This window comes from Catenulispora sp. GP43 (assembly GCF_041260665.1).
Classification (GTDB): Bacteria; Actinomycetota; Actinomycetes; order Streptomycetales; family Catenulisporaceae; genus Catenulispora.
This window is the reverse complement of record NZ_JBGCCT010000004.1, coordinates 151,597-178,187: the sequence shown is the minus strand read 5'-3', so window position 1 is coordinate 178,187 and position 26,591 is coordinate 151,597. Positions and strand designations below refer to the sequence as shown.

At 70.9% G+C, this 26,591-nt stretch carries 21 protein-coding genes; 17 read left to right on the top strand and 4 right to left on the bottom strand.

Annotated elements, in window-relative coordinates; genetic code table 11:
- Positions 1-108: 108 nt before the first annotated feature.
- Together ABH926_RS10865 and ABH926_RS10860 are read left to right on the top strand one after the other, a co-directional pair.
- Positions 109-2,343, top strand: coding sequence for a hypothetical protein (locus ABH926_RS10865; protein WP_370365308.1), 2,235 nt, complete (start codon positions 109-111; stop codon positions 2,341-2,343).
- 16 nt (positions 2,344-2,359) lie between these two features.
- Entirely contained in the window at positions 2,360-3,691 is a 1,332-nt protein-coding gene (locus tag ABH926_RS10860; RefSeq protein WP_370365307.1) for a peptidase S8, read from the top strand.
- Between the two features lie 104 nt (positions 3,692-3,795).
- Here the strand turns inward: ABH926_RS10860 and ABH926_RS10855 are convergent, their stop codons facing one another.
- On the bottom strand, positions 3,796-4,776 hold the full coding sequence (locus ABH926_RS10855; RefSeq protein ID WP_370365306.1) for a LuxR C-terminal-related transcriptional regulator: 981 nt from the start codon (positions 4,774-4,776) through the stop codon (positions 3,796-3,798).
- Between the two features lie 316 nt (positions 4,777-5,092).
- On the opposite strand from ABH926_RS10855, the gene ABH926_RS10850 reads away from it, so the two are divergent.
- The 6 genes from ABH926_RS10850 (at position 5,093) to ABH926_RS10825 (ending at position 10,492) form a co-directional block, all read left to right on the top strand.
- The gene (locus tag ABH926_RS10850) at positions 5,093-5,239 is read left to right on the top strand and encodes a hypothetical protein (protein WP_370365305.1); all 147 of its coding nucleotides are present in this window, start codon (positions 5,093-5,095) and stop codon (positions 5,237-5,239) included.
- Between the two features lie 5 nt (positions 5,240-5,244).
- Positions 5,245-5,556, top strand: a complete 312-nt coding sequence (locus tag ABH926_RS10845; protein WP_370365304.1) for a hypothetical protein — start codon at positions 5,245-5,247, stop codon at positions 5,554-5,556.
- Between the two features lie 72 nt (positions 5,557-5,628).
- A complete protein-coding gene (locus ABH926_RS10840; protein ID WP_370365303.1) occupies positions 5,629-6,384 on the top strand; it encodes a hypothetical protein in 756 nt (251 codons plus the stop codon).
- A gap of 108 nt (positions 6,385-6,492) precedes the next feature.
- Positions 6,493-8,292 (top strand): tectonin domain-containing protein, encoded by a 1,800-nt coding sequence (locus ABH926_RS10835; protein ID WP_370365302.1) that lies wholly within the window; start codon positions 6,493-6,495, stop codon positions 8,290-8,292.
- Positions 8,293-8,613: 321 nt separating this feature from the next.
- Positions 8,614-8,970: a YciI family protein gene (locus ABH926_RS10830; protein WP_370365301.1), complete on the top strand. Its 357-nt coding sequence runs from the start codon at positions 8,614-8,616 to the stop codon at positions 8,968-8,970.
- Positions 8,971-9,133: 163 nt separating this feature from the next.
- Entirely contained in the window at positions 9,134-10,492 is a 1,359-nt protein-coding gene (locus ABH926_RS10825) for an FAD-binding oxidoreductase (protein ID WP_370365300.1), read from the top strand.
- A 126-nt stretch (positions 10,493-10,618) separates the two neighbouring features.
- On the opposite strand, the gene ABH926_RS10820 is transcribed toward ABH926_RS10825, so the two are convergent.
- The gene (locus tag ABH926_RS10820; protein WP_370365299.1) at positions 10,619-12,748 is read right to left on the bottom strand and encodes a molybdopterin oxidoreductase family protein; all 2,130 of its coding nucleotides are present in this window, start codon (positions 12,746-12,748) and stop codon (positions 10,619-10,621) included.
- A 142-nt stretch (positions 12,749-12,890) separates the two neighbouring features.
- Here ABH926_RS10820 and ABH926_RS10815 point away from each other — a divergent pair, with 142 nt between their 5' ends.
- A complete protein-coding gene (locus ABH926_RS10815) occupies positions 12,891-14,534 on the top strand; it encodes a methyltransferase domain-containing protein (RefSeq protein WP_370365298.1) in 1,644 nt (547 codons plus the stop codon).
- A gap of 3 nt (positions 14,535-14,537) precedes the next feature.
- Positions 14,538-15,842: an extracellular solute-binding protein gene (locus ABH926_RS10810; protein WP_370365297.1), complete on the top strand. Its 1,305-nt coding sequence runs from the start codon at positions 14,538-14,540 to the stop codon at positions 15,840-15,842.
- Between the two features lie 152 nt (positions 15,843-15,994).
- Here ABH926_RS10810 and ABH926_RS10805 read toward each other — a convergent pair whose 3' ends face one another.
- Positions 15,995-17,431 (bottom strand): FAD-dependent oxidoreductase, encoded by a 1,437-nt coding sequence (locus ABH926_RS10805; protein ID WP_370365296.1) that lies wholly within the window; start codon positions 17,429-17,431, stop codon positions 15,995-15,997.
- Between the two features lie 29 nt (positions 17,432-17,460).
- Between ABH926_RS10805 and ABH926_RS10800 the strand changes: the two genes are divergently transcribed.
- From ABH926_RS10800 to ABH926_RS10770, 7 genes are all read left to right on the top strand, one after another.
- Positions 17,461-18,414, top strand: coding sequence for a cyclopropane-fatty-acyl-phospholipid synthase family protein (locus ABH926_RS10800; RefSeq protein ID WP_370365295.1), 954 nt, complete (start codon positions 17,461-17,463; stop codon positions 18,412-18,414).
- A 34-nt stretch (positions 18,415-18,448) separates the two neighbouring features.
- Positions 18,449-19,798 (top strand): condensation domain-containing protein, encoded by a 1,350-nt coding sequence (locus tag ABH926_RS10795; RefSeq protein WP_370365294.1) that lies wholly within the window; start codon positions 18,449-18,451, stop codon positions 19,796-19,798.
- Positions 19,795-21,030, top strand: a complete 1,236-nt coding sequence (locus ABH926_RS10790) for an acyl-CoA dehydrogenase family protein (protein WP_370365293.1) — start codon at positions 19,795-19,797, stop codon at positions 21,028-21,030. Before ABH926_RS10795 ends, ABH926_RS10790 begins: the two co-directional genes overlap by 4 nt.
- Positions 21,031-21,032: 2 nt before the next feature.
- On the top strand, positions 21,033-22,325 hold the full coding sequence (locus ABH926_RS10785; protein WP_370365292.1) for a cytochrome P450: 1,293 nt from the start codon (positions 21,033-21,035) through the stop codon (positions 22,323-22,325).
- 44 nt (positions 22,326-22,369) lie between these two features.
- Complete coding sequence (locus ABH926_RS10780; protein ID WP_370365291.1) at positions 22,370-22,639, top strand: phosphopantetheine-binding protein; 270 nt, start codon at positions 22,370-22,372, stop codon at positions 22,637-22,639.
- Between the two features lie 5 nt (positions 22,640-22,644).
- Positions 22,645-23,526, top strand: coding sequence for a phytanoyl-CoA dioxygenase family protein (locus ABH926_RS10775; RefSeq protein WP_370365290.1), 882 nt, complete (start codon positions 22,645-22,647; stop codon positions 23,524-23,526).
- 175 nt (positions 23,527-23,701) lie between these two features.
- Positions 23,702-24,892, top strand: a complete 1,191-nt coding sequence (locus tag ABH926_RS10770) for an acyltransferase family protein (protein ID WP_370365289.1) — start codon at positions 23,702-23,704, stop codon at positions 24,890-24,892.
- 76 nt (positions 24,893-24,968) lie between these two features.
- Here ABH926_RS10770 and ABH926_RS10765 read toward each other — a convergent pair whose 3' ends face one another.
- Complete coding sequence (locus ABH926_RS10765) at positions 24,969-26,540, bottom strand: MFS transporter (RefSeq protein WP_370365288.1); 1,572 nt, start codon at positions 26,538-26,540, stop codon at positions 24,969-24,971.
- Positions 26,541-26,591: the final 51 nt, after the last annotated feature.

The window sequence follows — 26,591 nt, the reverse complement described above, 5'->3', positions numbered from 1 at the left end:
ATAGCCGTCAAATCAGATAGCTGACATCACTCACGGTTTCCGGTAGATCACTGGAGCGAACCCTGTTGTACGGATTTTCCGAAGGGACCACAGGTGATTTCTCGCAGGATGCGAACGACCTCGGCGGCGGCCACGCTGCTGACGGCCGTCGCTCTGACTGTTCCGGCGGCGGCCTCGGCCACCGCCTCGACCGGCTCCGGCACCGCCCCGGCGGCCGCCCCCACCGTGACGGCGGCCGGTGCGCGCGCCGCCGCCGTCGTCCTGCCCACCGGCGACCGGCTGGTGGTCGGCACCGGTGCGAACGCCGGGCTGGCTGTCGACCAGAGCCCCGGCTCGTCCAGCGCGTTCGCCAGCGTCCAGGCCGGCGGGGACCGCTACGTGATCCCGTCGGAGGCCGCGCCGTACGTGGGGCGCTCGCTGGATCTGTCGCTGTTCGACGTGACCAAGCCGGCCGCCGCCGGCACCCCGAGCGCGCACATCCCGGTGCAGCTGACCTTCGCAGCGGGCGTCACGCCGACCGCTCCGGCCGGCGTCACCCTCACCTCGGTCAGCGGCCAGAGCGCCAGCGGGTATCTGACCCCTGATTCCGGTAGGGCGTTCGCGCAGGCGCTGCGGGACTCGATCAAGGCCGACCTGGCCGCCGGCCACAAGGCCGGGACGGCGCCGCTGTTCGGCGGCCTGACGTCGATGGCCGCGCCCGGGGTCGTGCCGCCGGTCCAGCCCTTCTACCCGCTGCACATCCTGCAGGTGAACACCCTGGACAGCACCGGTGCGGCCTCCAGCGTGCCGATCATCCTGATCAACACCGACAACGCGAAAGAGTTCAACCAGCAGGTGTTCTCCTCGGACGGCATCGCCAAGGTCGCGGTGCCAGCCGGGAACTACGCCGCGATCGCGTTCGACTTCACCTTCGACGCCTCGGGCAACACCCCGCGGACGAACATCGTCTCGCAGGACGGCATCAGCGTGCCGGCCACGGGCACCGCTCCGGTGGCCACCATCGACGAGCGCACCGCGACCAGCCAGGTCACCTTCACCACGCAGAAGCCCTCGACCGCGGTCGGCGGCTACGTGGGGATCGACCGCATGGACCCGAACGGGATCGGCGGCGGACTGATGCTGCTCGGCGGCGGCGGGGAGACGTACGTCAGCCCCGAGGCCAAGCCCGCGACCGGTTCGCTCAGCTACAACCTCAACTATGTGGGTGCCGGCCCGGCGGCGGCCGCCAGCCCGTACCGGTACAACCTCATCGAGTCCTCGGACCAGATCTCGGTGAACCAGACCTACACGGTGGCCGACAGTTCGCTGGCCACGCTCCGGCACACCTTCAACCTGGACCCGGCCTACGGCGCCAACGAGCCGGGCATCGGCAGCGCGGCCAGCACGCCCATGGGCTGGTCCCTGTCGGGGATACCGGCGCCCGGCAAGTCGGTCACCGAATACCTGACCGGCGGGCTGCAGTGGTTCAGCAACATGTTCCTGCCCACGGTCCCCAACCCCACCAACCCGATCTTCAGCTTCGCGCTCCTCAGTGACGACGGCGCCGTGTACCACGCCGGCCAGTTCGCCCAGCGCACCTGGGCCTACGCGCCGGAGGCCCCGAACGTCGGCCAGCACTCCGCGTCGCCGGCCGGGGACCTGTTCGGCTGCCAGGCCTGCTCCGGGGCCGGGAGCCTGAACGTGACCCCCGGGATGCTCGGGGACAGCAACCGGGACACCACCGGTCTGGACTTCACCGCGTCCGGCACCTCGCAGCTGTACTGGAACGGCCAGCTGGTCTCCTCGGACACCGACCACTTCGGCTACCTGCTCCAGAACGTGGCGGGTCCCGGGACCGTGCGGACCGTCTTCGACTACGACCGCACCCCCGACGCCGTGACGCAGTCCTCGAAGATCCACACCGACATCACCGTCCCGTACTCGGGGCAGACTGATCCTTCGCTGGCCCTGCCCTCCGGCATCGGCTGCGGTCCGGCCGAGGCCGCCGGCACCCCGACCGCGCCGTGCCAGATCCTCCCGGCGCTGACGCTGAACTACCAGCTCAACGCCCTGAGCGACACGAACACCTCGCACGCGCCGGTGCAGAACCTGGTGCTGCAGGTCGGCCACCTGTCCTACGGCGGCGTCGGTTCGCGGGCGCACATCGACTCCGCGCAGGTGTCGGTGTCCTTCGACAACGGCACGACGTGGCAGAACGTCCCGACCCACGGCGCCGACGGCTTCTACGACGCGCTCTGGCGCAACCCGGCGGCCGGCACCCCGGTGCAGCTGCGGGTCACCGCCACCGACTGCCTCGGCGGCTCGATCACCCAGACCGTGACCAACCCGTACACCGTCGGCTGACGCGATGAGGAGCCTGATGAACCCGAACAACTCCAGCCCGGCTCCGGCCTCGGCCTCGGCCTCGGCGCCGCGGCGCGGGCTGCGCGTGGCGACCGTCGTCGCCGCGGCCTCGACCCTGGTGGCCGCGCTGACGGTCACGGCGGCCACGGCCACCGCGGGCGTCGCGGCGCCGAACGGCCACGGCAAGCCGGCGGGCAACGTCAAGAACGCCTGCGGCCCGGCCCGGCCCGGCCAGGCCCGCTGTTTCGCCGAGGTGCGCACCGACGTCCACGGCGGCACCGGCGTCCGGGGCGCGGCGGCCGCGGCGGCCGTGGCGTCCGGCAAGACGGCTGCTGCGGCGACCGCCCTGCCGGCCGGCTTCGGCCCGGCGGACCTGCGCTCGGCCTACAAGCTGCCGACCACCGGCGGCGCCAACCAGACGGTCGCGATCGTCGACGCCGGCGACGACCCGACGGCCGAGGCGGACCTGGCGGTCTACCGCTCCACCTATGGTCTGCCCGCCTGCACCACGGCGAACGGCTGCTTCCACAAGGTGAACGAGAAGGGCGCGGCCACCCCGCTGCCGCCCGACCAGGGCTGGGGCGTGGAGGAAGCCCTCGACCTGGACATGGTCTCGGCGGCCTGCCCGCAGTGCAAGATCCTGCTCGTCGAGGGCGACTCAGCCTCCTTCGACGACCTGGGAGCCTCGGTCAACGAGGCCGTGGCGCTGGGCGCGACCGAGGTCTCCAACAGCTACGGAGGCACCGAGGCCAACGGCGTCGCCGCCTACGCCCCGGACTACACGCACCCCGGTGTCGCGGTCGTCGCCTCCTCCGGTGACAGCGGCTATGGCATCCCGAGCGTCCCGGCCGCGTACACCAGCGTGGTCGCGGTCGGCGGCACGTCGCTGACCAAGGCCGCGAACACCACCCGGGGCTGGACAGAGACCGCCTGGCAGGGCGCCGGCAGCGGCTGCTCCGCCTGGATCGACAAGCCGGCCTGGCAGACCGACGCCAACTGCCCCGGCCGCATGGTCGCGGACGTGGCCGCCGACGCCGACCCCAACACCGGCCCGGCCATCTACGTCACCGACACCCCCGACCTGGAGGGCCTGCCCTCCGGCTGGAGCATCGTCGGCGGCACCAGCGCCTCCTCGCCGTTCATCGCCGGTGTGATCGGCCTGGCCGGGAACCCTCAGAAGTTCCCGAACGCCTCGGCCTTCTACAGTGACCACAGTGCTCTGTTCGACGTCGTGGGCGGTAACAACGGCGTCTTCCAGGACTGCGGCGGCGACTACCAGTGCAACGCGGTCACCGGCTACGACGGGCCGACCGGCTGGGGAACGCCGAACGGTATAGCAGGGTTCTGATGTAATGCGGTGAAAGCCGCGTGAATTCTCTGTGGGGTGGTCCGCTTCTGAGGAAGCGGACCACCCTTGGCGTCTTCGGAACGCTCAGTCCGCATGCGCGGCGGCTACAACCAGCCGCGCTGCCCCGCCTTCAATCCCGCCTCGAACCGCGACCCCGCTTCCAGGCGCCGCATCAACTCCTCCATGCGGCGTTTCACCGTGCGCAGCGACACGCCGAGCCGCTTGGCGGCCGCGTCGTCGGTGAGGCCTTTCGCCAGCAGGCGGAGGAGTTCCTGCTCGGAGACGCTCAGGCCGCCGTCCGCGGCCGGCATGGGGACCTCGAGCAGATCGGTGGCGTTCTCCCAGACCCGGTCGAAGAGTTCGGCCAGGGCGGCGACGATCCCGGGCGCGGTGACCAGGATCGCGCCCTCGCGCGGGGTGGCCGGGTCGGCCGGGACGAAGGCGGTCGTGCGGTCGATGATCAGGAGCCGGTGCGGCAGGGCCGGCGCCGTGCGGATCCGGGCCCCCAGGCCGATCATCCAGCGGCTGTGGGCCAGGGCGACCGGGTTGGTGCGCGTGTGCTCGTGGCACAGCACCTTCTGCAGGACCCCTCGCGCGGCCATCTCGGCGTCCAGTTGGCGTGAGGCCTCCAGCGCCTCGGCCGGCATCAGGGCCGGCACGATCGACCAGGTCTCGGTGACCGCGCTCTGCGTCGTCGACTCCATCCGGCTCTGGATCTCGTCCAGATCCCGCAGCAGCTCCACGCCGGCCGGCATCCGGTGCAGCGCGTGGGCCCTGGTGCTCACCGTGCGCTCGGCGGCGGCGCGGCTCTCCTCCAGGGCCCGGCGCCGGGCTTCGAGCTCGGCTTCCTGCCGCCGGATCAGCAAAGCGATCCCGCGCTCCAGGCTCACCGCGCGCCGCTGGCCCGGATCGGTGCGCGAGAGCCGCAGCAGGGCCAGATCGGACAGCGCGTCCATCGCGCCCATGATCTGGTCCTGCGACAGTCCCAGCTGATCGGCGACCTCCGCGGCCGTCATCGTCGGCTGGTCCAGCAGGGTCCGGTAGACCTGCTCGGCCACCTCGTCCAGCCCCAGCTCACGCAGCATGCGCGTCCCCCCACACCGGTGATCATCAAACCCGCGTTCGAACCTTGCCACGGCCGGGCGGAGTCAGGCAATAGCCACCCTCAGTGACGCCCCGCAAAGTCGATGTCAGGCCCGCGCGACCGCTGAACATCCGTCGTGCTGGGGCGTCGGTGGCGCGATCGTGCCATGGAACCTTCGTGCCACCGGCGATCTCTTCCGAAGCCCTGACCTGCACGGAAGACTCTCACTCACCGGAAGGCGCCGACGGGCCCGGACGGATACGGCGCCGGAATCCCCGGATCTGCCACACCCCTGCCGCACCCACGGAGGCCCCGCCATGCCCAAGCTCGCCCGATTCGCCCCCTTCGCCCTGATGGTCGCGATCCTGTCCGGCGCCACGGCTACAGCGGCCACCGCTGCCGCCACGACGACCACGCCCCACACGACCATCGCGGCCGTCAAGGCTTGCACGAGCTGCTGGTAACCGCCATGACCGACCGCTACGCCGTCGCCGCGCGCCTCGAGCCCCCGCCCGAGGCGCCGCCGCTCAGCCCCGCCATCCTCGCCGACCTCCTGTGGGCCCACGCCCGCCCCGGCGACCAGCTCGACCACGTCCGAACGGCCCCGGACCCGACCGGCGGCATCACCCTGGTCCTGCTGGTGCGGGCCGACTCGCAGCCCGAGGCCGTCGGGACCGCGACCGGGTTGTGCGTCCGCGCGCTGTGCACTCACACGCTGACCGACTACGGCCTGCACGACATGGCCGCGCTGCCGTTGTCCGACGTGACGAGGGCTCGGTAGCACGGCGTGCCGTCGGCGCCGTCGTCGTGACCTCGTATCCCCATTCCCTTGCCGCCATTCCTGGAGACTTCCATGCCTCGTATCCGCCGCAGCCTGTCCGCCATGATCGTCGCCGGAACGCTGACCGCACCGCTGTGCGCGATGCCCGTCGTGCACGCCGCAGCGTCCGCCGGCCCGGTTCCGGTCGTCAGCGTCAAGACCGCGCCGTCGCAGCACGCCATGAGCGTCGACGGTGTCGCACTCACGGTGACGAACCCTGATATGCCGGTCGGAGCCTCGTTCACCCCCAAGCCCGGGGACTCGGTGCAAAGCGCGTCGGCCGAGGCCTCCGGACCGTTCCGGTTCTTCTCCGTCACGGCGGTGCCCTTCGGCGAACGGCTGCCGAAGTCCGACTACCCGGTCGCGGCGCCCGGCGGTGCGGCCGCCTGGCGTTCGGTCGGCGGCGCTTCGGTCCCCGGCCCGGTCGCGACGCTGTTCGGTCAGAAGGTGACCGCGCAGGTCCGGCACGAGGCCGACGGCACCTCGAAGATCCAGACGGCGCAGTGGATCGTCGAGGCCGGTCAACGGATCTGGATCATCCGCGCCGAACATGCCGAGCCCGCCGTCCCGACCGGGTTCGGCACCGGCATTGCCGTGACCGCGGCGAGCCTGTCGACGCCGACCACGGTCAACGTCACCGCCGCCAACACCGGCGCCCAGCCGCACACAGCGCTCAAGGCCGCCACTGCCGCGGCTTCGGGGGACCCGGCCATTTCCGTCGGGACGCTGGCCTCGGTCCCGTCCAGCTACTGGGACCACGGCAACGGCACCTGTGACGGCGGCTACTAGAGCCTGCTCAACGAGAAGATCGACGGCCTGCAGGTCTGCGGCTACAGCAACGGCAACGACCGCGCGACCGGCTGGGGCGGCAACGAATGGGAGTGCGCCGAGCTGCCTATGCGCTACGCGATCCAGCGCTGGGGCCTGACCGGCAACGACGGAGGCGACGGCAAGGACCAGGCCGACAACCTCACCGCCGCGCTCAACAAGATCCACCCCGGACGCTTCGTCCTGCGCGGCAACTCCTTGTCCGACCACACCGCACCGCAACCCGGCGACGTCATCGCCTACTACGACAGCGGCGCCGGCCACACCGGCGTCGTCCTGGCCAGCCACGTCGACGCCAACGGAAACGGCACCATCGACATGGTCCACCAGAACTGGAACGAGGTCCCCTCCACTCCGGGCGAATGGGACGGCATCTCCGTCAGCAACGGCATGGTCGAGAACGTCCTCGGCGGCTCCGGCGACGTGCACTGGATGCACGACACCAGCAGCGACGTCGCCCCCTCGGTGTCAGCACCCGGCGGTCTGGCCAACGGCGGCACCTACCACGGCACCGTGACCGTCACCGGCAGCGCGTCGCCGAACGCCAGCGCGTACTACCTGCACCTGCGGCCCGCCGCCGGCGGCGCGGACATCGTCCCCCACCCGGCCATCGCCGGCGGCACCTCCTTCAGCTACCAGTTCGACACCACCGGCGCCTCGGACAGCCCCGCCCTCACCATCCCCGACGGCGGCTACCAGGCCTTCATCGGCGCGGTCGTCAACGGCGCCGAGGTCGATGGCCCCGCGGTCAGCATCACCATCGCCAACGCGCCGGCCATGCCGACGTTCCACGCGCCGGCCGGCCTCGCGTACGGGATGATCACGCTGACGGCATCCGCCATCAGCAGCAATACGACCGCCGTCCACTACAAGGTCGACGGGGCCGAAGTCGGCCAGGCCACCTCGGCCACGGCGTTCAACTACACGCTGGACACCACTTCCCTGACCAACGGCACCCACACGATCACCGCCTACGCGTCCAACGCCGGCGGCCGCTCCGCGGACACCCCCGGAGTCACGATCACCGTCGCGAACGACCGGATCTACGCACTGGCTCCGGACAAGAGCGCGATCTCGGTCTACAACGGCACGGGTACCGGCCCCGGCGCGTGGACCGCGATCGGCGGCGCGGCGACCCAGATCCTGGCCGGCGACGCGGGCCTGTTCGCCGTCAACCCGAACGACGGCAGCATCAACAAGTACAACGGCAGCGGGTCCGGCCCGGCGGCGTGGACGTCCATCGGCGGCGCGGCGGCGCAGTTCGCGGTCGGCGGCGGCCACCTCTACGGCCTGGCCTCGGACAAGAGCGCGGTGTCGGTCTACAACGGCACGGGCACCGGGCCGGGAGCGTGGACGGTGATCGGCGGCGCGGCGACGCAGATCTACGCCGGCGACGCGGGCCTGTTCGCCGTGAACCCCAACGACGGCAGCATCAGCCGGTACAACGGCTCCGGCTCGGGGCCTGCGGCCTGGACCGTGGTCGGCGGTGCCGGCGCGCAGTTCGCGGTCGGCGGCGGCCACCTGTACGGCCTCGCGCCCGACAAGTCCTCGGTGTCCGAGTGGGACGGGACGGGCACCAACTGGCACGTCGTCGGCGGCGCCGCGACCGCGATCTACGCCGGCGGCTACGGCCTGTTCGCGACGAACCCGAACGACGGCAGCATCAGCCTGTACAACGGCACCGGCAGTGGTCCCGCCGCCTGGACCGCCATCGGCGGACCGGCCGCCGCCTTCGCCGTCGGCAACAGCCACATCGCAGGCCTGGCCGGCGATCTGAGTGCCGTGTCCACCTACAACGGCTCCGGCACGGGCCCGGGCGCCTGGACCGCGATCGGGAACGCAGCGAGCCAGATCGCCATCGGGAGTTGATCCCCATCGGGAGTTGATCCTCATCAGGATCTGATCGCCTCGCAGGAATCTTGCCTCTACTGATCGCCCGGCCGCTCACGTGGCCGGGCGATCAGCCGTTTTGCCCGCGAACCGGGCAGGTGCTCGAACCGCACTGCGATGGCTCGGGGCCATGAGGGCAGGGCCGGCCCTCCAGGCCACCACCGATCTCGGCTCGCTCCCATCGCGCCATGCGCCGATCCCGGCGTGCTCGCCGCGTGATTCGTGTCCGCTTCCCCGCCTCGGCTCCGACTACCAGGTGAGAGCGTCCGTGCCGGGCGCCCGATCATGAGGAGCGGAACCATGAAGTACATGCTGCTGATCCACCTGAACCCGAAGGCCAACGCGGAGCTGACCGAGGAGCAGCAGGCCGCCGTGGGGGCCGCCCACGAGAAGCTGATCGGCCTCACCCACGAGTCCGGCGAGTTCGTCACCATGCAGCCGCTCGCCGAGCCGGCGCAGACCACCGTGGTGCGCGTGCGCGACGGCAAGACGGTCCCCTCCGACGGCCCGCTGGTCGAGGCCGAGGAGTTCTTCGGCGGCTACTACGTGTTCGACGTCGCCGGCAAGGAGCGTGCGGTTGAGCTCGCGGCCATGATCCCGGACGCGCAGTGGTCCGCCGTGGAGGTCCGGCCGTTCCTGGAGATGCCCGAGGGCTGACCGACCGGGGCCGGCGGCGGGCGTCCGCCGCCGGCGGGGCGTCACCAGCCCGGCATCTCCTCGTGTGCGGATACCGGAGCGCCGGGGGATGTCCGGATCGGCGTCTCGGCTCCGACTACGCGGTAGAGACGCAAACCAGCGTGAAGAAAAAAGGGAGACCACCATGGACAGCGCCGTGGAGCCCGGGGCCGTCGAGGCCCTGCGGGCCACAGTCACCGGTGAGGTTCTTGTGCCGGGGGACGACGGTTACGACGCCCGCGCCGACATCTTCGCCCACACCGGCCACCCGGCCGTGATCGTCCGGGCCGAGAGCGACGAGGACGTGGCCCGGGGCATCGCCTTCGCCGTCGAGCACGATCTGGAGATCTCCACCCGCAGCGGCGGCCACAGCAACGCCGGCTTCAGCACCAACGTCGGCGGCCTGGTCCTGGACCTGTCCCCGCTGGACACCGTCGAGGTGCTGAACGAATCCGAGCGCCTGGTCCGCCTCGGCGCCGGCGCCCTGTGGACCAACGTCGCCAAGGCCCTGGCGCCCTACGGCCTGGCCTTCACCTCCGGCGACACCACCAGCGTCGGCGTCGGCGGCCTGCTGGTCGGCGGCGGCGTGGGCTGGATGGCCCGCAAGTACGGCCTGGCCCTGGACAGCCTGGTGTCGGCGACCGTGGTCACCGCGGACGGCCGCGTCCTGACCGTGAGCACCGAGGAGAACCTGGACCTGTTCTGGGCGATCCGCGGCGGCGGCGGCAACTTCGGCGTGGTGACCTCCTTCACCGTCATCGCCCAGCCGGTCAAGCAGGTCTTCTTCGGCCAGATCGCCTTCGCCCCCGACGAGACCGCCGCGGTCCTGCGCGGCTGGGCCGCGTACATGGACTCCGCCCCCGAGGAGCTCACCTCCACCGCCATGTGCTGGCCGACCTTCGGCGGGGAGGCCCCGCCCCTGGCCATCATGGTCTGCTACGCCGGCGACGACGACGCAGCCGCGGGCCTGGCCATCGACCCGATCCGCAAACTCGGCACCGTCGTGGACGACCAGGTCCGCCTGATGGACTACGGCGACGTCCTGGCCGACGCCAACGAACTCCCCCCGGGCTGGCGCCCCCGCGTCCGCAACCGCCTCGCCCCGGCCGTCACCGAGGACATGGTCACCACGATCCTCACCCAGCAGGCCAAACTCGCGAACCTGTACGTGGAGATCCGCAGCATCGGCGGCGCCCTGGGCCTGGTGGCGGAGGACGCGACCGCCTTCGCCCACCGCTCCACCCAGGCCCTGATCATGGGCGTCCTCCTCGGCTCCCCGGAGGACAACGAACCCCTGCTGCCGACCTACGAGGAGTTCTGGTCCGCCCTGGCCCCGTCGCTGTCCGGCGCCTACAGCGGCTTCCTGAGCGACATCCTCCCGGTGGACATCGACGCGGTGTACCCGCACCAGACATACCGTCGGCTGGCGGAGCTGAAGCGGCAGTACGACCCGGCGAACATCTTCCACCTGAACGTGAACGTCGTGCCGGCCGGGACCGAGTAGCACTGAGCTTCGCCCTGTGCCGGGGGCGGAGTCGGGACCGGGGCGTCGCCAGGCGCCCCGGTCTTGCACTTTGAACGCCCGGTTTTGAACTTAAGGAAGCAGGCGCCCTCTAGGAAGCCGGCGCCCTCAAACCACCATCACCCGCACCGGCACCCCATTGAAAACCGCGTTCCCTGAAACCGGGTCCACGACCGCCTCATCAGTCAGCGCATTCGCGTTGACACCGGCGTTCTTGCGCGCCACGGCCTGTCCGCTTTCCGCATGCCCCCAGCCGTGCGGCAGGCTCACCACCCCCGGCATGATGGTGTCCGTAACCTCCACCACGACCTCAACCTCGCCGGCAGCAGACCGCACCCGCGCGCGCTCCCCGAGGCCCAGGCGCGCCACATCCTGCGGGTGGATGTGCAGTGTGCACCGGTTGCTGCCGCCCACCAGCGAAGGTACGTTGTGCATCCAGCTGTTGTTCGAGCGCAGGTGCCGACGACCGATCAGCACCATTTCCGGCGCCGGCTCGCGCATCCGCCCCAGCAGGCGCGTGACGTCCGCGACCAGAGCCGGCGGCGCCAAATCGACCCGGCCCGAGGCGGTACACAGGATCTCCGCCAGCCGCGGCTTCAGCGGGCCGAGATCCAGCCCGTGCGGCGCCTGCCTCATCGCGTCCAGCGACAGCCCGTAGGACCCCAGCTTCAGTAGCGCGTCCAGAATCCTCTCGGTGCCGTCCGCGCCATCCAGACCGGCACGCAGTTCCGGAACGGCCGCGAGCAACTGCCCGAGCAGCATCTCCTCAGCCCCCGCCGGATCGGCGTCGGGTCCCTGCCCGGCCAGAATCAGCAGCAGCTTCGCCAGGATCGCCGTCTCGGAGCGCTGGTCCTCGCGCAGCGGCAGCACCGGCGGCGAGAAGCGCGCGTAGTTGCGGACCATGATGATCTGCACCAGAAAATCGAAATGCGGACTCTGCAGAATCCTCGGCGGCGGCAGAATCACGTTCGCGTGCCGAGTGGTCTCGTTCAGATACGGGTCCACACACACCATGAAGTCCAGCCCCGACAACGCCTCGCTCAGGCGCGGTGCGTTCGGTGCGGACAGGGCCGGATTGCCGCCAACCGTTATCAGGGCCCGTATCTGGCCCTCCCCGGGAGTCTCAATCTCGTCCGCCATCGTGGCGACCGGAAACTCCCCAAGCACCTCCGGCAGCCCGCGCACCCGGCTGTGCCAAGCCCCGGTGCCGAACGGCTGCCCGCTTCGGAAGATCTCCAGCCCCGCGGTCTTGGCGAACATGACCCCGCCGGGCCGATCCAGGTTCCCGGTCAGGGCATTGATGACGTCGACCAGCCACTGCGCCGTCGAACCGAACTCGGCGGTACACGTACCGATCCGCGCGTACACGCACGCCGACGGCGCCGCCGCGATCTCCCGCGCCAGCCGCACCGTCGTCGCGGCCGGTACGCCGCAAGCCCGCTCCACCACCTCCGGCGTGAAATCACGAGCCAGAACCCTGAGTTCCCCCAGTCCGGTGACCTCGACGTCCACCGCCGCCAAACCCTCATCCAGCAACGTGTGCACGATCCCGAACAACAGATACGCATCCGTCCCCGGCCGAATGAACAAATGCTCATCGGCAAGCTCCGCGGTACGCGTACGCCGCGGATCCACGACCACCACCCTGCCGCCGCGCTCCTGCACGGCCCGCAGCCGTCCCTTGAAATCCGGCGCCACACAGAGCGAACCGTTGGACTCCACCGGATTGGCCCCGAGGATCAGCATGTAATCGCTGCGGTCGATGTCCGGCACGGCCACAGCGAACGGATCGCCGAACATCAACCCGCTGGCGACATGCTTGGGCATCTGATCGATGGTGCTCGCCGAGTACACATTCCGGCTGCCGAGCACCTGCGTCAGCGGCTGCCGGTACAGAAACCCGGCCATGGTGTGGAACGTCGGATTGCCGAAGTACAGCGCCACCGCATCACGTCCGTGCGCCGCCATGGTCTCGGTCAACCCGCGGTGCACCTCGGCGAATGCCTCGTCCCAACTGGCGGGCCGCAACTCCCCGTCGACCCGGACCAGCGGGCGCGCCAGCCGATCCGGGTCCTCATCAAGCTGGCCCAGCGCCGCGCCCTTCGGACACAGGAACCCCTTACTGAACGGATCGTCCCGGTCGCCCTCGACGCGCAGTACGGAACCTGCGCCGTCCAGGGTCAGCCGCAACCCGCAAGCGGTCTCGCACAGAGGGCATGTCCGAAGCGCGGTCTTCATGCTCTCGGACGCTAGCAACGCCACCGCGAGCGCCCTTCTCGCTGCGTGCGAAGCCGGCGAGCCCGTTCGGCACCCCCGAAGATGTCGGCCGCCGCCGGCCGGATCGATCGTGAATGCAGACCTGTCGAAGAGAGGATTCGCCATGGCTCCGCATGCCGAGCCGGCCACTGTCGCCGGACCGCTGACCGCCTTCCGTGAAGCCGGCCTGGAAGCCGGCCCAGAAGCGGGCCCCGAAGCCGGCCCCGAAGCGCTGGCCGAGGCGTTCCACCGCCTGGTCGGCACCTTCTGGACCGCCGGAGCGCTGACCGATCCCGCCTCGGCGGCCGAGGCCGTCCCCGACCTGCTGGCCGCCTTCGACGGCGCCGACGCCGCCCATCGCGGCTACCTCGCGATAGCCCTCGGCCTGTTCGCCGAGGCCGAATACCCGACCTTGGACGGCCCGGTCGCCACCGCCGTCCGGCAGGGGCTGGACGTCGTCCTCGACCAGGTTCGCGGCACCACCACCGTCACCCCGTTCACCCTCGCTGCGCTGTACCTGCTTTCGCACTTCCCGCATGAGGACGACCGCGACCGCATCAAGTCCGCGTTCAACACCGTGCCGCTCGACCCCGACGACCGGACCCGGCTGGACCGCGGCCTGACCCGGCTCGACCCGGCCGACCCCGACCTGGGCCGGGCCTGGCCCTCGCCCTTCGACTGGGACATCGACGAGCAGGAACGCGACTTCGACCGCGCCTGGATCAGTACCCTGACCCCGGAGCAGATCGCCACGACCTGGGAGAGCGACACCCGCTCGCTGTGGGCCACCGCCGGCGCCAAGGCCCTGTGGTCGATGAGCCACGGGCTGCCCGCGCTGGTCGCTGATCAGAGTCCATACTGGTCGACCCCGCACCGGACGCCCGGCACCGCCGATGGCTCCACGTTCGCCCGCCACGAGGCTGCGCTGCGCTGTACCTCCTGCGCGAGCCCGCTGGAGTTCGAGAAGAAGGGTGCACGCTGCACCGGCTGCTCCACGTTCTATCCGGTCGTGCTCGGCGGCATCCTCGACCTGTCCCGCCGGGAGCGCTCCGGCGCCGGCGTGAGTGACGAGGCCGAGGATGTCGAGGCCGACGTGCTGCAGAACGCTGCCGTGATGAGCACCGTGGGACAGCACTACGAGGTCGGGCTGCGTCCGGCGTTCCTCCGCATCATGGGGCAGAACTGGGACGGCGCCGTCACCCCGGCGATCGAGGACGCCTACATCGCTGATCGCCTGCGCATAGCGGCCGCTGCCCGCGCTGATGGCGCTGATGGCACTGACGGCCCGATCCTCGATCTCGCCGCCGGCGCCGGGCGCTGGACCTGGGTGGTCGCCGATGCCGTCGGCGCCGACCGGGTCATCGCCCTGGACCTCAACGACGCCATGCTCCACTGGCTGCGCGGCCGCCTGCCGCGGGTCGCCGCGGTCCGTGCCAGCGCCCTGGAGCTGCCCGTCGCCGACGGTTCGCTGGCCGCCGTCAACTTCTGGAACGCTTTGCAGGCGGTGCCGGACGCGGCGCAGGCTCTCGCCGAGATCGGCCGCTGTCTGCGGCCCGGCGGCGTGCTGACGCTGATGACCTTCCGCTGGGCCGACGACGCGGTGTACCGGTACTTCCAGCACTCGCACATCTTCCCGGCCGCGCCCGACGGCTACCTGCTGTTCGAGCCGGAGGAGATCCGGGCTTGGCTGGCCGCCGCCGGGCTGAGCGTGGTCGAGGAGTCCGGGCCGGGGACGTTCGTGTTCCTCACCGCGAAGCGGGAGGGCTGAGGCGTGGGCGGCGGGGACCCGATCGTCATCGGGATCCTGCTCGCCGAACACCCTGTTCGGGAGGGGTTCCTGGACCCGGTGCGCCGGCGGGCCGCGGAGTTCGGTGCGGCGCATCCCGGGTACGAGGTCCGCATTTCGACGTACCGGACGTTCACGGGGCGCGACGAGTTCATCGGGATCCTGGACTCCGGCCGGGTCCCGGCGATCGTCGATGTCTTCTTCACCGAGACCCAGCGCGCCCGCGATGCGGTCTCCGCGACCGGCGGGCCGCTGTTCACCCCGGTGCAGCGGGCGGTCGGCGGGCGCCGGGAGATCCTCGGCGAGCCGGTGGTGCTGGACGACTTCGTCGACACCGCGCACCGGTACTACAGCTACGACGGCGAACTGGTGTCGATGCCGTTCAGCGTCTCCACGGGTCTGCTGTACGCGAACATGACCATGCTGCGGGCGGCCGGGATCACCGAGGTGCCGCGGGACTGGGACGCTTTGGAGGTGGCTTGCCGGCTCCTTATGGGGGGCGAGGGCGGGCCGTCGCACGGCGTCGCGTGGGCCAATGACGGCTGGTTCTTCCAGCACGTCGTGGCCCAGCAGGGCGGACTGCTGGTGGACAACGCCAACGGCCGGGCGGGTCGGGCGCAGAAGGTGAATCTGGCCTCTGATGAGCTGCTGGCCTGGGCCGCCTGGTGGCAGCGGCTGCACAAGGACGGGGTGTACCTGCACACCGGCGTGGCCCAGGACTGGGCGGGGACGTTCGAGGCCTTCATCGCGGGCCGGGTGCCGTTCCTCTGGAACTCCTCGGTGATGGCCGAGCCGGTGGTGTCGGCCGGAGCGCAGGCGGGGATCGAGGTGCGGGCGAACCGGTTGCCCCACAACGGCGACGTGCCGTACTCCGGCGACGTCCTGGGCGGCGATTCGCTGTGGCTGGCAGCGGGGCTGTCGCCGGAGGTTCAGGACGGCGCGCTGGCGTTCCTGCAGTACCTGCTCAACCCCGAGGGCGCCGCCGAGTGGCACAAGTCGAGCGGCTTCATCCCGGTGACGCGCAGCGCGCATCGACTGCTGGAAGCAGAAGGCTGGTTCGCCGAGAAGCCGCATCACCTTGTGGCCCCGGCGCAGCTCGATGCCTCCGACGGATCGCCGGCTGCGACCGGCGCGCTGGTCGGGGAGCTCGCGGGGATGCACGTCGATCTGATCGAGGCGATGACTGACGTGCTGGAGCAGGGTGCTGACCCTGAGCGGCGGTTCGCGCAGGCGACGGTTGCGGCGCAGCGGCGGCTGGATGAGTACAACGCGGAGGTGGCTGCGCGGTAGGCGTGGCTGTGGGGCGTGGCGGGATCGGCGGTGCGTCGGAGACGGCGCGCCGCTGATCTGTTTACTGCCGACCGGAGGCGCGAAAACCAGCACCGAAGCGGCGACCGCCCTCTATCGGTCGCCGCCCCGGTGGGCTCGTCAGCCGCGCCGCCTCACACCCGCCCCGGCACCGGCTCCGCCCCGGCATCCGCCCCGGCCTCCGCCACCGCCGGCGGCACCGCGGCCGGCCCGGCCGGCCCGCGCAGCGCGTTCAGCAGCACCCTGGCGACCATGCCGGGGCGCATCAGCTGCTCCGGGCGGTCGAGCATGCCGGCGGCGCGCATGTAGCCGCGGGTCACCGAGCTGTCGCGGGTGGCCGCGACCTGGACCATCGCCAGGTAGCGCTGGCCCATCCGGACCTTCAGGTCGCGCTTGCCCTCGACGCCGTCGAAGCCCAGGTCGACGGTGCGGGTCATCTCCCACGGCGGGTCGATGACGTCGCGGGCCAGGTCGCGGAAGTACTGCCGGGAGTCCGGTGTGGTGCCGGAGTGCAGGTGGTGGCGCAGGGTGAGGGCGGACAGGGCCGCGACCGTCATGCCCTGCGCGTAGACCGGGTTGAAGCAGGACACTGCGTCGCCGATGACCAGCAGGCCCGCTGGGAACCGGCTCATGCGCTCGTAGCGGCGGCGCTGGGTGGTGGGGAATCGGAAGGCGACCGGTTCGTCCAGCGGTTCGGCGTGCTTCAGCGCCTCGTGGATGTCCGGGACCGGCAGGCCCTTGACGAACTCGTACAGCCCCTGCTGGTCCGTCGGCGGGTGGTCGCCGAGGATGCCGTAGACCGTCAGCAGGGTCTTGTCGCCCTCGGTCTTGGTGAAGATGCAGCCGCGTGGGACGTCGGGGGAGGCGACGGCGATGATCGCGAGGTCGCCGTGGTAGGGGTCGGCCTTCATCTTGTAGTTCTGGGTGACGTAGCCCAGGCCGATGTTGGTCCGTTCCTCCTCGACCCGCGGGTAGCCCATCTCCTCCAGCCACACCGGGGTGCGTGAGCCGCGGCCGGTCGCGTCGACCACCAGGTCGGCGGCGATCGTCTCGCCGGCCTTGCCGTCGTTGCGCTGGACCTTCACGCCGGTCACCCAGGCGTGGTCGGCGCTGGCGGTCAGGCCCAGGATGTCGCAGCGTTCGATGAAGCCGATGTTCGGCAGCTGCGCTGTGCGCTCGCGGATCCGGCGCTCCATCAGCGGGGCCGAGGCCGGGACGGCGATGTAGCCGATGTCGGCGCGCTTGACCGGGCGGCCGCGGAAGTACCAGCGGACCGAGCCGGAGAAGTCGCCGAAGGGGGTGCCGTCGGCGATGAGCTGGTCGGTGATGCCGGGGTAGAGCTCTTCCATCACGACCCGGCCGCGCACGTGCATGGCGTTGATGTGCTTGCCCTGGGGGCGTCCGCGGCGCGGGCCGTCGATTCCGGTGACCGCGTCCCGGTCGACGACCAGGACCTCGTCGTAGGCCTCGGCGAGCACACGGGCCGCGAACAGCCCGGCGATGCTGCCGCCCAGCACGACGGCGCGGGTCGGGTCGCCGTCGGCCGCCGGCCGGGGTGCTTCCTTGGGCATCTCGCCCACCTCCTGGAGATCGTGCGCTGATGAGCTCACGATCGGCGCTGCGGCCCGGGCCGGGCATCTCCTGGATTGCGCGCGGGCCACCGCCGCCGCGCGCCGCGGCCACCGGCGCAACCATGAAGATGCCCGCCCTCGGCGCCCTGGCGACCATGAAAGCCATGGAGAGCGAGATCACCCGGATCGCCGAGATGTTCGACGATTCCTCCGACATGTCGGACGCGTTCAACGACGGCCAGGTGCACCTGGCCTACTGGTACGACGACGAGGACCAGTCCCCGCTGATCGAGGCGACGCAGCGGCTGACCCGCAAAGTCGCCGAGTCGCTGCGGCTGCGCAAGGGCGAACGGGTCCTGGACGTCGGCTGCGGCCTCGGCACGCCGGCGATCCAGCTCGCCACCGAGTACGGGGTGCAGGTCACCGGCGTCAACATCAGCACTCGCCAGGTGGCCGAGGCACACGCCAGGGCCGAGGCGGCCGGGTTGGGCGACCAGGTCACGTTCGTGACCGCGGACTTCAGCGCGCTGGACTTCCCGGACGGCAGCTTCGACGCGGTCGTGGCGATGGAAGCCCTCGTCTACGTCCGCGACCTCGGGCCGACGCTGCGCGGACTGCACCGGGTGCTGCGCCCCGGCGGCCGGCTGACCCTGACCGAGCCCACCCGGGAAGGCCTCGGCGTGGTGGCCGCCAGCGAGCACGCCGAGGCCTTCGGGGCGCAGTGGCTGCTGTCGGTCGCCGAGTGGCTGGACCCGTTGCGGGAGAACGGATTCGAGCTGCTGGAGTACCTGCAGTGCGGGCCGCGGGTGTTCGGGATGGGCCCGAAGTACCTGCAGGCCGTGGAAACCCGGCGCGAGGACCTGGCCGCCCGGTTCGGGCCGGACGCCGTCGACGAACTCCGGCAGACGCTGGAGCACTTCTTCGCGCCGGGGGCGGACCGGATCGGCTATGCGGTCGTCACCGTCCAAAAGCCCTGGAACTGACCAGCGTCAGCCTTCACTTCAGGAGAGAGCTCACATGACCACGACTCCGGAAACCCAGCAGGTGACCGCGCCGCTGTCGTTGCAGCAGCAGTTCCTGTGCATCTTCGCCCAAGGCTTCGAAGCCGGGCCGTTCGGGCCGCATTACACGGAGGTCTTCGGCTGGCGGATCCAGGGCCGCGTCGACGTTGCCGCCCTGCGCGAGGCGCTGGCGGACGTGGTCGAGCGGCACGAGGCGCTGCGCACCGTGGTGCGGTTGGAGGACGGCGGCGGCCAGAGCGTGCTGCCGGCCGTGCAGCCCGAACTGCTGCTGGTCGACCTGGACGAGTCCCCGGGCGCGGACCGGGACCGGCGCGCCGAGCAGCTCATGATCGAGGCAGAGACCCGGCCGTTCCCGGCCGACCGGATCCCGTTGCTGCGCGCGGTTCTCGGCCGCTTCGACGAGCAGGACTCCGTCCTGGTCCTGTGCGCCCACCACAGCGCCGCGGACGTGTGGTCGATCCAGGTGGTCCTGCGGGATCTGGCGCAGTGCTACGCCGCTCGCGTGGCCGGGCAAGAGCCGCGGCTGCCCGAGGCGACGCAGTACCGCGATTATGTCGCCGCGCAGCAGGAGGACGCGGCCGGGCCGGCGGTGGCCGCTTCGCGGGCGTACTGGCGCGAAACGCTGCGCGGCGCCAGGATCCTGGTCGCGCCGGTGCACCGCTCGGGTCAGACCCCTGCGACGAGCTACCACCGCTTCACCACCGAGGCGCGGCTGAGCGTCGAGGTGTCCCGGCTGGCCAGGGCGACGCGCAGTTCGCCGTTCATGGTCCTGCTCGCCGCGTTCACCGTCTTCGTGAACCGCCGGACCAAGGAGACCGACATCGTGGTGCCCACCTTCGGGCCGGGCCGCGAGCCGCGCTTCCAGTCCACGGTCGGGTCGTTCTTCAACTTCGTCCCGCTGCGCGTGGACCTGGACGGCTGCCGGAGCTTCCGCGACGTCATCGCCCGCACCCGGACGGCCTGCATCGGCGCCTTCTCGCACGAGCTGCCGCTGCTGCACCTGCTCGCCGAGGCGCCCGAGCTGATGTCCTCGGCCGGCCCCGACGCCGTGCCGACTCTGTTCCAGGCCGTCCAACCGCCCTATCTCACGCAGAGCGAGAAGATCGGCGACCTCGAATACACGGCGATCTGGCGGCGCGTCATCCCGCAGCCGCTCGGCTCGGAGACCCCGGACGGCATGATCTGGTCGATGCACCTGGGCGCGGACGAAGTGGTCGGCGGGCTCAGCTTCAGCCGCCACCTGTTCGAGCGGGCCGAGGTCGAGGAGCAGGTGGACGGCTTCCTCGGGGTGATCGGCGAGATGGTGGCCGACCCGGACTCGGCGATTCGGGGCGCGGCGTCATGACCACCACTGAGAACGCGGTGCGGGGCGCGGCCACGCCTCCCGAGTCGGACGTCACCCCGGCCATGCTGATCGAGCGGGCCAAGGCCATGGTTCCCGACCTGGTGGCGCGCCAGCACGAGACCGAGCAGCGGACCTACTACGCCGAGGACACCCACCAGGCGTTCCGGGATGCCGGCTTCTACCGCATCACGGTGCCCAAGCGGTACGGCGGCTACGAGTTCGGCTTCGACACCTTCCTGCAGATCGTCATGATCCTGACTCGCGCCTGTGCGTCCACCGGCTGGATGTACTGCCTCGGCGCGGCGCACTCGCTGTTCGCCGGCAGCATGTTCGGCGAGAAGGCGCAGGCCGAGATCTTCAGCGGCGGCGACTTCATCGCGCCTCTGGTCAACGCCCCCTACGGGACGGCCAGGCGCGCCGAGGACGGCGGCTGGATCCTGGACGGCGTCTGGCGGTACTGCTCCGGCGCGCCGTACGCGACCCACCTGATCGGCAACACCGTCATCGTCGGCGACGACGCGGACGCGCCGCGCCGGCTGCTGTTCATCGCGCCCCGCGACCAGTGGGAGATGCTCGACGACTGGGGCGGGCAGCTGGGCCTGAAGGGCAGCGGGTCGCACAGCATCCGGATCTCCGGCGGGCACATCCCCGAGCACTTCGGCATCGAGGTGAACTTCGAGGAGATCTCGGTGACCGAGGGCACGCCGGGGCGCGTGCTGCATGAGCACCCGCAGTACGGCGGCGCGCCGGCCAGCTCGATGGCCCTGGAGGGCGCGCACATCGCGCTCGGCATGTGCCAGGGCGCGCTCGACGCCTACACGGAGTTGATGTTCACCCGCACCACGATCCTGCCGCCGTTCGCGCCGCGAGCGCAGGACCCTGACTACCAGCTCTGGTACGGCAAGGCCAGCGGCATGATCGACGCCGCCGAGACGCTGGTGCTCGCGGCGTCGCGGCGCTGGCACGAGCTGTCCGGGCAGCCGGTCGGGGCGTTCACCGCTGAGGAGGACCTTCGGGTCGCGATCACCTGCCGAGAGGCCACCGAACTGGCCTGGCGGGCCGTCGACGAGATCCTCCAGCCGACCGCGGGCAGCCCGGCCGTCCGGGAGGGAACGCGCCTGGAACGCGTCTGGCGCGACCTGTCCACCGGCCGTACGCACGCCAGCTCCGCCGTGCTGCTCACCACCGTGGCCAACCGCGGATACGCCCAGCTGAAGTTGCACAGGAGGTAGACGTGGACGACGATCCGCTCCGCACCGATCCGCTGGTCATCGATCCGGCCGGCACCGACATCCACGGCGAGGGAGCCCGGCTGCGGGCCCGCGGGCCGGTCACCCGGGTGCTGTTGCCCGGCGGCGTCGCGGCCTGGTCGGTGACCGGCTACCACGCCGCCCGGCAGGTCCTGGCAGACGACCGGTTCGCCAAGAACGCCCGGGAGCACTGGCCGGCCTACGTCGAGGGCGCCCTCGGCCCGGACTTCCCGCTGATCGCCTGGGCCCGGATGGACAACATGTCCACCGCCGACGGCGAGGCGCACTCCCGGCAGCGCAAGCTCGTCGTCGGCGCGTTCAGCCCGCAGCGGATCGCCATGCTGCGGCCGCGGGTCGAGAAGGTCGTCGCGTGGGCGCTGGACGAGCTGGCCGAGTACGCGGCCGCGCGGCCCGGCGAGCCGGTCGACCTCAAGCTGCGGTACGCGCATCTGGTGTCCTCGCGGGTGATCGGCGAACTGCTCGGTGTGCCCGACGGCGACCCGGACGGCGTCCTGGACCGCGCCGGGTACATCCAGCCGGATCCGCTGAAGGCCCGCGCGGAGTTCATCGAGTTGCAGGGCAAGATCCAGGACTTGGTCGCGGCGAAGCGCCTGGAGCCGGGGGAGGACTTGATCAGTGACCTGATCGAAGCCTTGCCGAGCGGCTGTCCGGTGGCCGGTGCCAGTGCCGACGCGGAGTCCGCCGGCGAATCCGAATCCGGCACCGAATCCGACACCGAGTCCGACGCGGAGCTGGTCGGCCTGGCGCAGCTGGTGATCAACACCGGCGCCGAGCCGGCCCGGAATCTCATCACGAACGCGGTCCTGGCGCTGCTCGCCCGGCCGGACCAACGCGCCCTCGCGATGGACGGCGAAGTGGACTGGGACGACGTGGTGGAGGAGACGCTGCGCACCGACGCGTCGGTCGCACACCTGCCGTTCCGGTTCGCGACGCAGGACATTGACATCGCCGGCGTGACCATCGCCAAGGGCGACCCGGTGATCGTCGGCTACGCCGCGACCGGCCGCGATCCCGAGCTGTACGGCGCTGACGCGGGCGAGTTCGACGCCCGGCGCGCGGACAAGCGGCACGTGGCGTTCGGCCACGGCGTGCATCGCTGCGTCGGCCCGGCGCTGACCCGGATGGAAGTGCGTATCGCGGTGGAGGCGCTGTTCGCGCGCTTCCCCGAGGTACGGCTCGCCGTCGAGCCGGACGACCTGGCGAGTCAGGGCACGTTCATCATGAACGGCCGTGCCGAGCTTCCGGTCCATCTCTGAACCTTCGACCTCTGAACCACCCACTTCCTGCAAGGAGCAGTGAAATGACCACTCAGCAGCAGCCGGCCACCGCGGACGTCGCCCAGCGGCTCGCCGCCATCTGGACCGACGTCCTGGGCCCGGGCTCCGACCGGCCCGGCGCCACGTTCTTCGAGCTCAACGGACAGTCCATCGCCGCGGTGCGGATCGCGGCGGCCGTCGAGGAGCAGTTGGGCGTCACCCTCGACATCGGCGACCTGTTCGAGGACCCGGACCTGGAGACCCTCACCCGGGACATCCTGGCCCGCTCGGGTGTCCGGACCCCCGAGCGGTGAGCCCGATGGCCGCACTGACCCACGTCACCCCCGCCACCGCGCTCGACGACGTCGTCGAGGTCCTGGACCGCGACGGAGCGGTGATCGTCGAGGACTTCGCCGACGCCGGGACGCTGGCCGCGCTCCGGGCGGACCTCGCGCCCGGCCTGGAGGCGGCCGGCTACAGCGAGAGCGGCTACGACGGGCAGAAGACCAAGCGGCTGTCCAGCCTGTTCCAGCGCTCGCCGGGGCCCATGACCGGCGTGGTCCTCCAGCCGCAGTTCCTCGGCGCGGCCCGGCGTCTGCTGCAGCAGCCCACGCACATGTGGATCGGCAAGGTCCGGATGGAGGTGACCCCGAGCATCCAGGTCAGCTTCACCCAGGCGATCCGGATCGATCCGGGCCAGGGCCGGCAGCCGCTGCACCGCGACGACGCCATGCACCTGTGGCGGCATCCGGGGCCGCCGTGCCGGCTCCAGCTGATGCTGGCGCTGACCGACTTCACCGCGGCCAACGGCGCGACCCTGGTGATCCCCGGCAGCCACCGCTGGGACGACGAGCGGGCCCCGGCGTACGCCGAGACCGTCCCGGCGGTCATGCCCGCCGGCTCCGCGCTGCTCTGGCCGGGCGGGGTCTACCACGGCGGCGGAGCCAACACCACCGACGCGCCGCGGTACAGCCTGTCGGTCGCGCTGGACCTGGGCAATCTGCGGCAGGAGGAGAATCAGTACCTTGCGGTCTCCCGGGAGACCGTCCAGACCCTGCCCGAGGAAGTGCAGCGCCTGCTCGGCTGGGAGCGCTGCCCTCCGGGTCTCGGCCAGGTCGAGACGCAGGACCCGCTCCTGCTGCTGGAGCGGACGCACGAGGAGCTCTCCAGCAGGCCGCGCGGTGCGAATCCGTTGATGTAGCGGGCGTGGCGTCGACAGCAGCCGGTGCGTTTCGCGGGGAGCGGACGCATCGGCTGCGGCTTCGGCTCAACCCCGCACCCTGGAAGATGCACGCCCCGCCGGGCGGCCCGCAGACTCCACTCCCGTAGACCCGCTGTGGCTCTCTCCCGACCCCTCATCGACGAGGCAGGTACCCATGACAGAGGCAATGGCACAACGTCCGGCCAGGCTTCCTTCCCTCACCGCCTTGCGATTCGTCGCCGCTTTTCTGGTCTTCACCTACCATGTGACCTACTTGGGTGTTTTCCGTGATACCCGGCTGGAGAAGCACTACGACTTCGTCACCAACAGTGCCGGCACGATGGGCGTCGGGTTCTTCTTCGTGCTCAGCGGGTTCGTCCTGACCTGGGTCGCGCGGCCGACCGACACGAAGGGTCAGTTCTGGCGTCGGCGGTTCTTCAAGATCTTCCCGAACCATGCGGTGATCTGGCTGGTCATCCTCGTCATGCTGGTGGTGTCGGGGACCAAGACGATGGTCGAGCCCGCTATCGCCAACCTGTTCCTCGTGAACTCCTGGGCGCCGAGCATGAACAACCTGCTTTACGCCGTCAACGGGGTCACCTGGTCGCTGTCCGCGGAGATCGTGTTCTACATGTTGTTCCCGTTCCTGGTCCTCGCCATCGCGAGGATCCGGGAGGATCGGCTCTGGTACTGGGTCATCGGGGTGTCGGCGCTGTCGTTGTCGGTTCCGTTGCTGGCGAAGGCTTTCGTGCCGGACTCGCCGATGTTCCCGGGGTACACCCAGTTCTCCTGGCCGCAGATGTGGTTCGTCTACCAGTTCCCGCTGGTGCGCTGCCTGGAGTTCGTCGTCGGCATCCTGTTCGCGCGCATCGTCATCAGCGGGCGGTTCATCCGGCTGGGCCTCGGGCCGGCGGCGCTTATGGTCGCGGTGCTGTATGTGCCGTCGTTGTGGCTGCCCCAGCTCTGGGTGTTCGCGGCGACGTACAGCTTCCCGCTCGGGTTGCTGGTCTCGGCGGCCGCCACCAGTGACATCGCCGGTCGCAGGACTCTGTTGACGCATCGGGTGCCCGTCTTCCTGGGCGAGATCTCGTATGCGTTCTTCCTCATCCATCTCAACGTGCTGCACACGGTGCAGGCGGCGTTCAAGGGGGAGTGGATGGGATACGGCGACTACGACCAGACGTCGTGGAGCACGCCGGTGGCGGTGCTGTTCCTGCTGGCCTGTCTGGCCATCAGCATCTTCCTGGCCTGGCTGCTCTACCGGTTCGTCGAGATGCCGGTCATGCGCAGGTGGGCCAGGCCCCGGTCACGCCGGCCGGTGCCCGCGGTGGAGACGGAGGCCAGCGCCGCCGCGACCACGGGCTGAGCCGGGTGCGGCGTCCCGCCCGGTACGGCGTTCCGCCCGGTACCCGATGCGGGGCGGGTACCGGGCGGAACTTCCCTCAGGACTCGGTCACCATGGGGCGCTCGGCGACCGGATCCGGCTCGGTGGGCGCCGACGGCGCCGGGGCCTTCTGGCGCAGGGTCACCCACGCGAAGGCGAAGACGATCGCGATGATCGCGATGCCGCTGTAGGCCACGATGTCGAGCCCGTCGGTGAAGGCGTCGCGGGCCTTGCTCAACAGCGGCTGGGCCTGGCCGGCCGGGAGGTTGGCGGCGGCGGCGACCGCGTCGGCCAGCGTCTGCCGGGCCCCGGCGACCGCCGAGCCGGACATGCTCGACTGGTAGACCGCGGCGCCGACGCTGCCCAGCAGGGCCAGTCCGAGCGTCGAGCCGAAGACGTTGCTGGTCTCCGACATCGACGCCGCCGAGCCGGCCTTCTCCGGCGGGGCGGACCCGACGACCAGGCTGGTGCCGAGCACGAACAGCGGCCCGATGCCCAGCGCCACCAGCGCCACGCTCAACGACACCAGACCTGCGCTGCTGGTGCTGCGCACCGTGCTGAGCAGGACCAGACCCACGAAGCAGAGCACGAGGCCGCCGAGGATCGCGGTGCTCTGCTCGATCTTCCGCACGAGCACCGGGGTGACCAGCACGCCGATGGCGATGCCCAGGCCCGTCGGGGCCTGCCACAGCCCGGCCTTGGCCGGCTCCATCCCGAGCACGCTCTGGATGAACTGGCTGGTCATCAGGCCCAGCCCGGCCAGCGTCCCGGAGGCCAGCAGCATGGCCAGCAGCGAGCTGCTGAACTTGAGGTTGCGGAACAGTCGCAGGTCGAGCAGCGGATTGGGCAGCCGCAACTGCCGCCGGGTGAACAGGGCGGCGAACCCGAGGCCGACGACGATGGCCAGCGCCGACCACGCCGGCGAGCTGTTCTCCCCGGCGGCCAGCTGCTTGATGCCGTAGATCACCGGCAGGATCGCGGCCAGCGACAGCACCACGCTGATCAGGTCCAGCCGCTTGGCGTCGGCGTCACGGTATTCCGGCAGCAGGATCGGCCCGACGATCAGCAGCAACAGCATGACCGGCGTCCCGAGCAGGAAGACCGAACCCCACCAGAAGTGCTGCAGCAGCACCCCGCCGATGACCGGCCCCAGCGCGGCCCCGCCGAAACTGCAGAAGGCCCACAGCGAGATCGCGGTCCCCATCTGCTTGGGGTTCCGGAACATGTTGCTGATCAGGGCCAGCGTCGACGGCGACAACGTGGCGCCGGCGACGCCGAGCAGTGCCCGGGCGATGATGAGCATCATCGGGCTGGTCGAGAACGCCGCCAGGAGCGAGGCGGCGAAGAACCCGCCCGCACCGATCATGAGCAGCTTGCGCCGGCCGATCCTGTCGCCCAGCGTGCCCATGGTGATCAGGAACCCGGCGAGCATGAAGCCGTAGATGTCGGTGATCCACAGCTGCTCGGTCCCGGTGGCGTGCAGATCGGCGCTCAGGTGGGGCAGCGCCAGGAACAGGCCGCCGATATCGAAGGCGACCAACAGCGTGGGCAACGCCAGTGCGGCCAGGCCGAGCCATTCCCGGCGGCCGGCAAGCGGGGCCGCGGTTTGGGTCGTGTCACTGTCACTCATGGCAGATCCTTCCTCGCTAACCACAGTGGGTGGCACCCCGCGCGTGGCGCC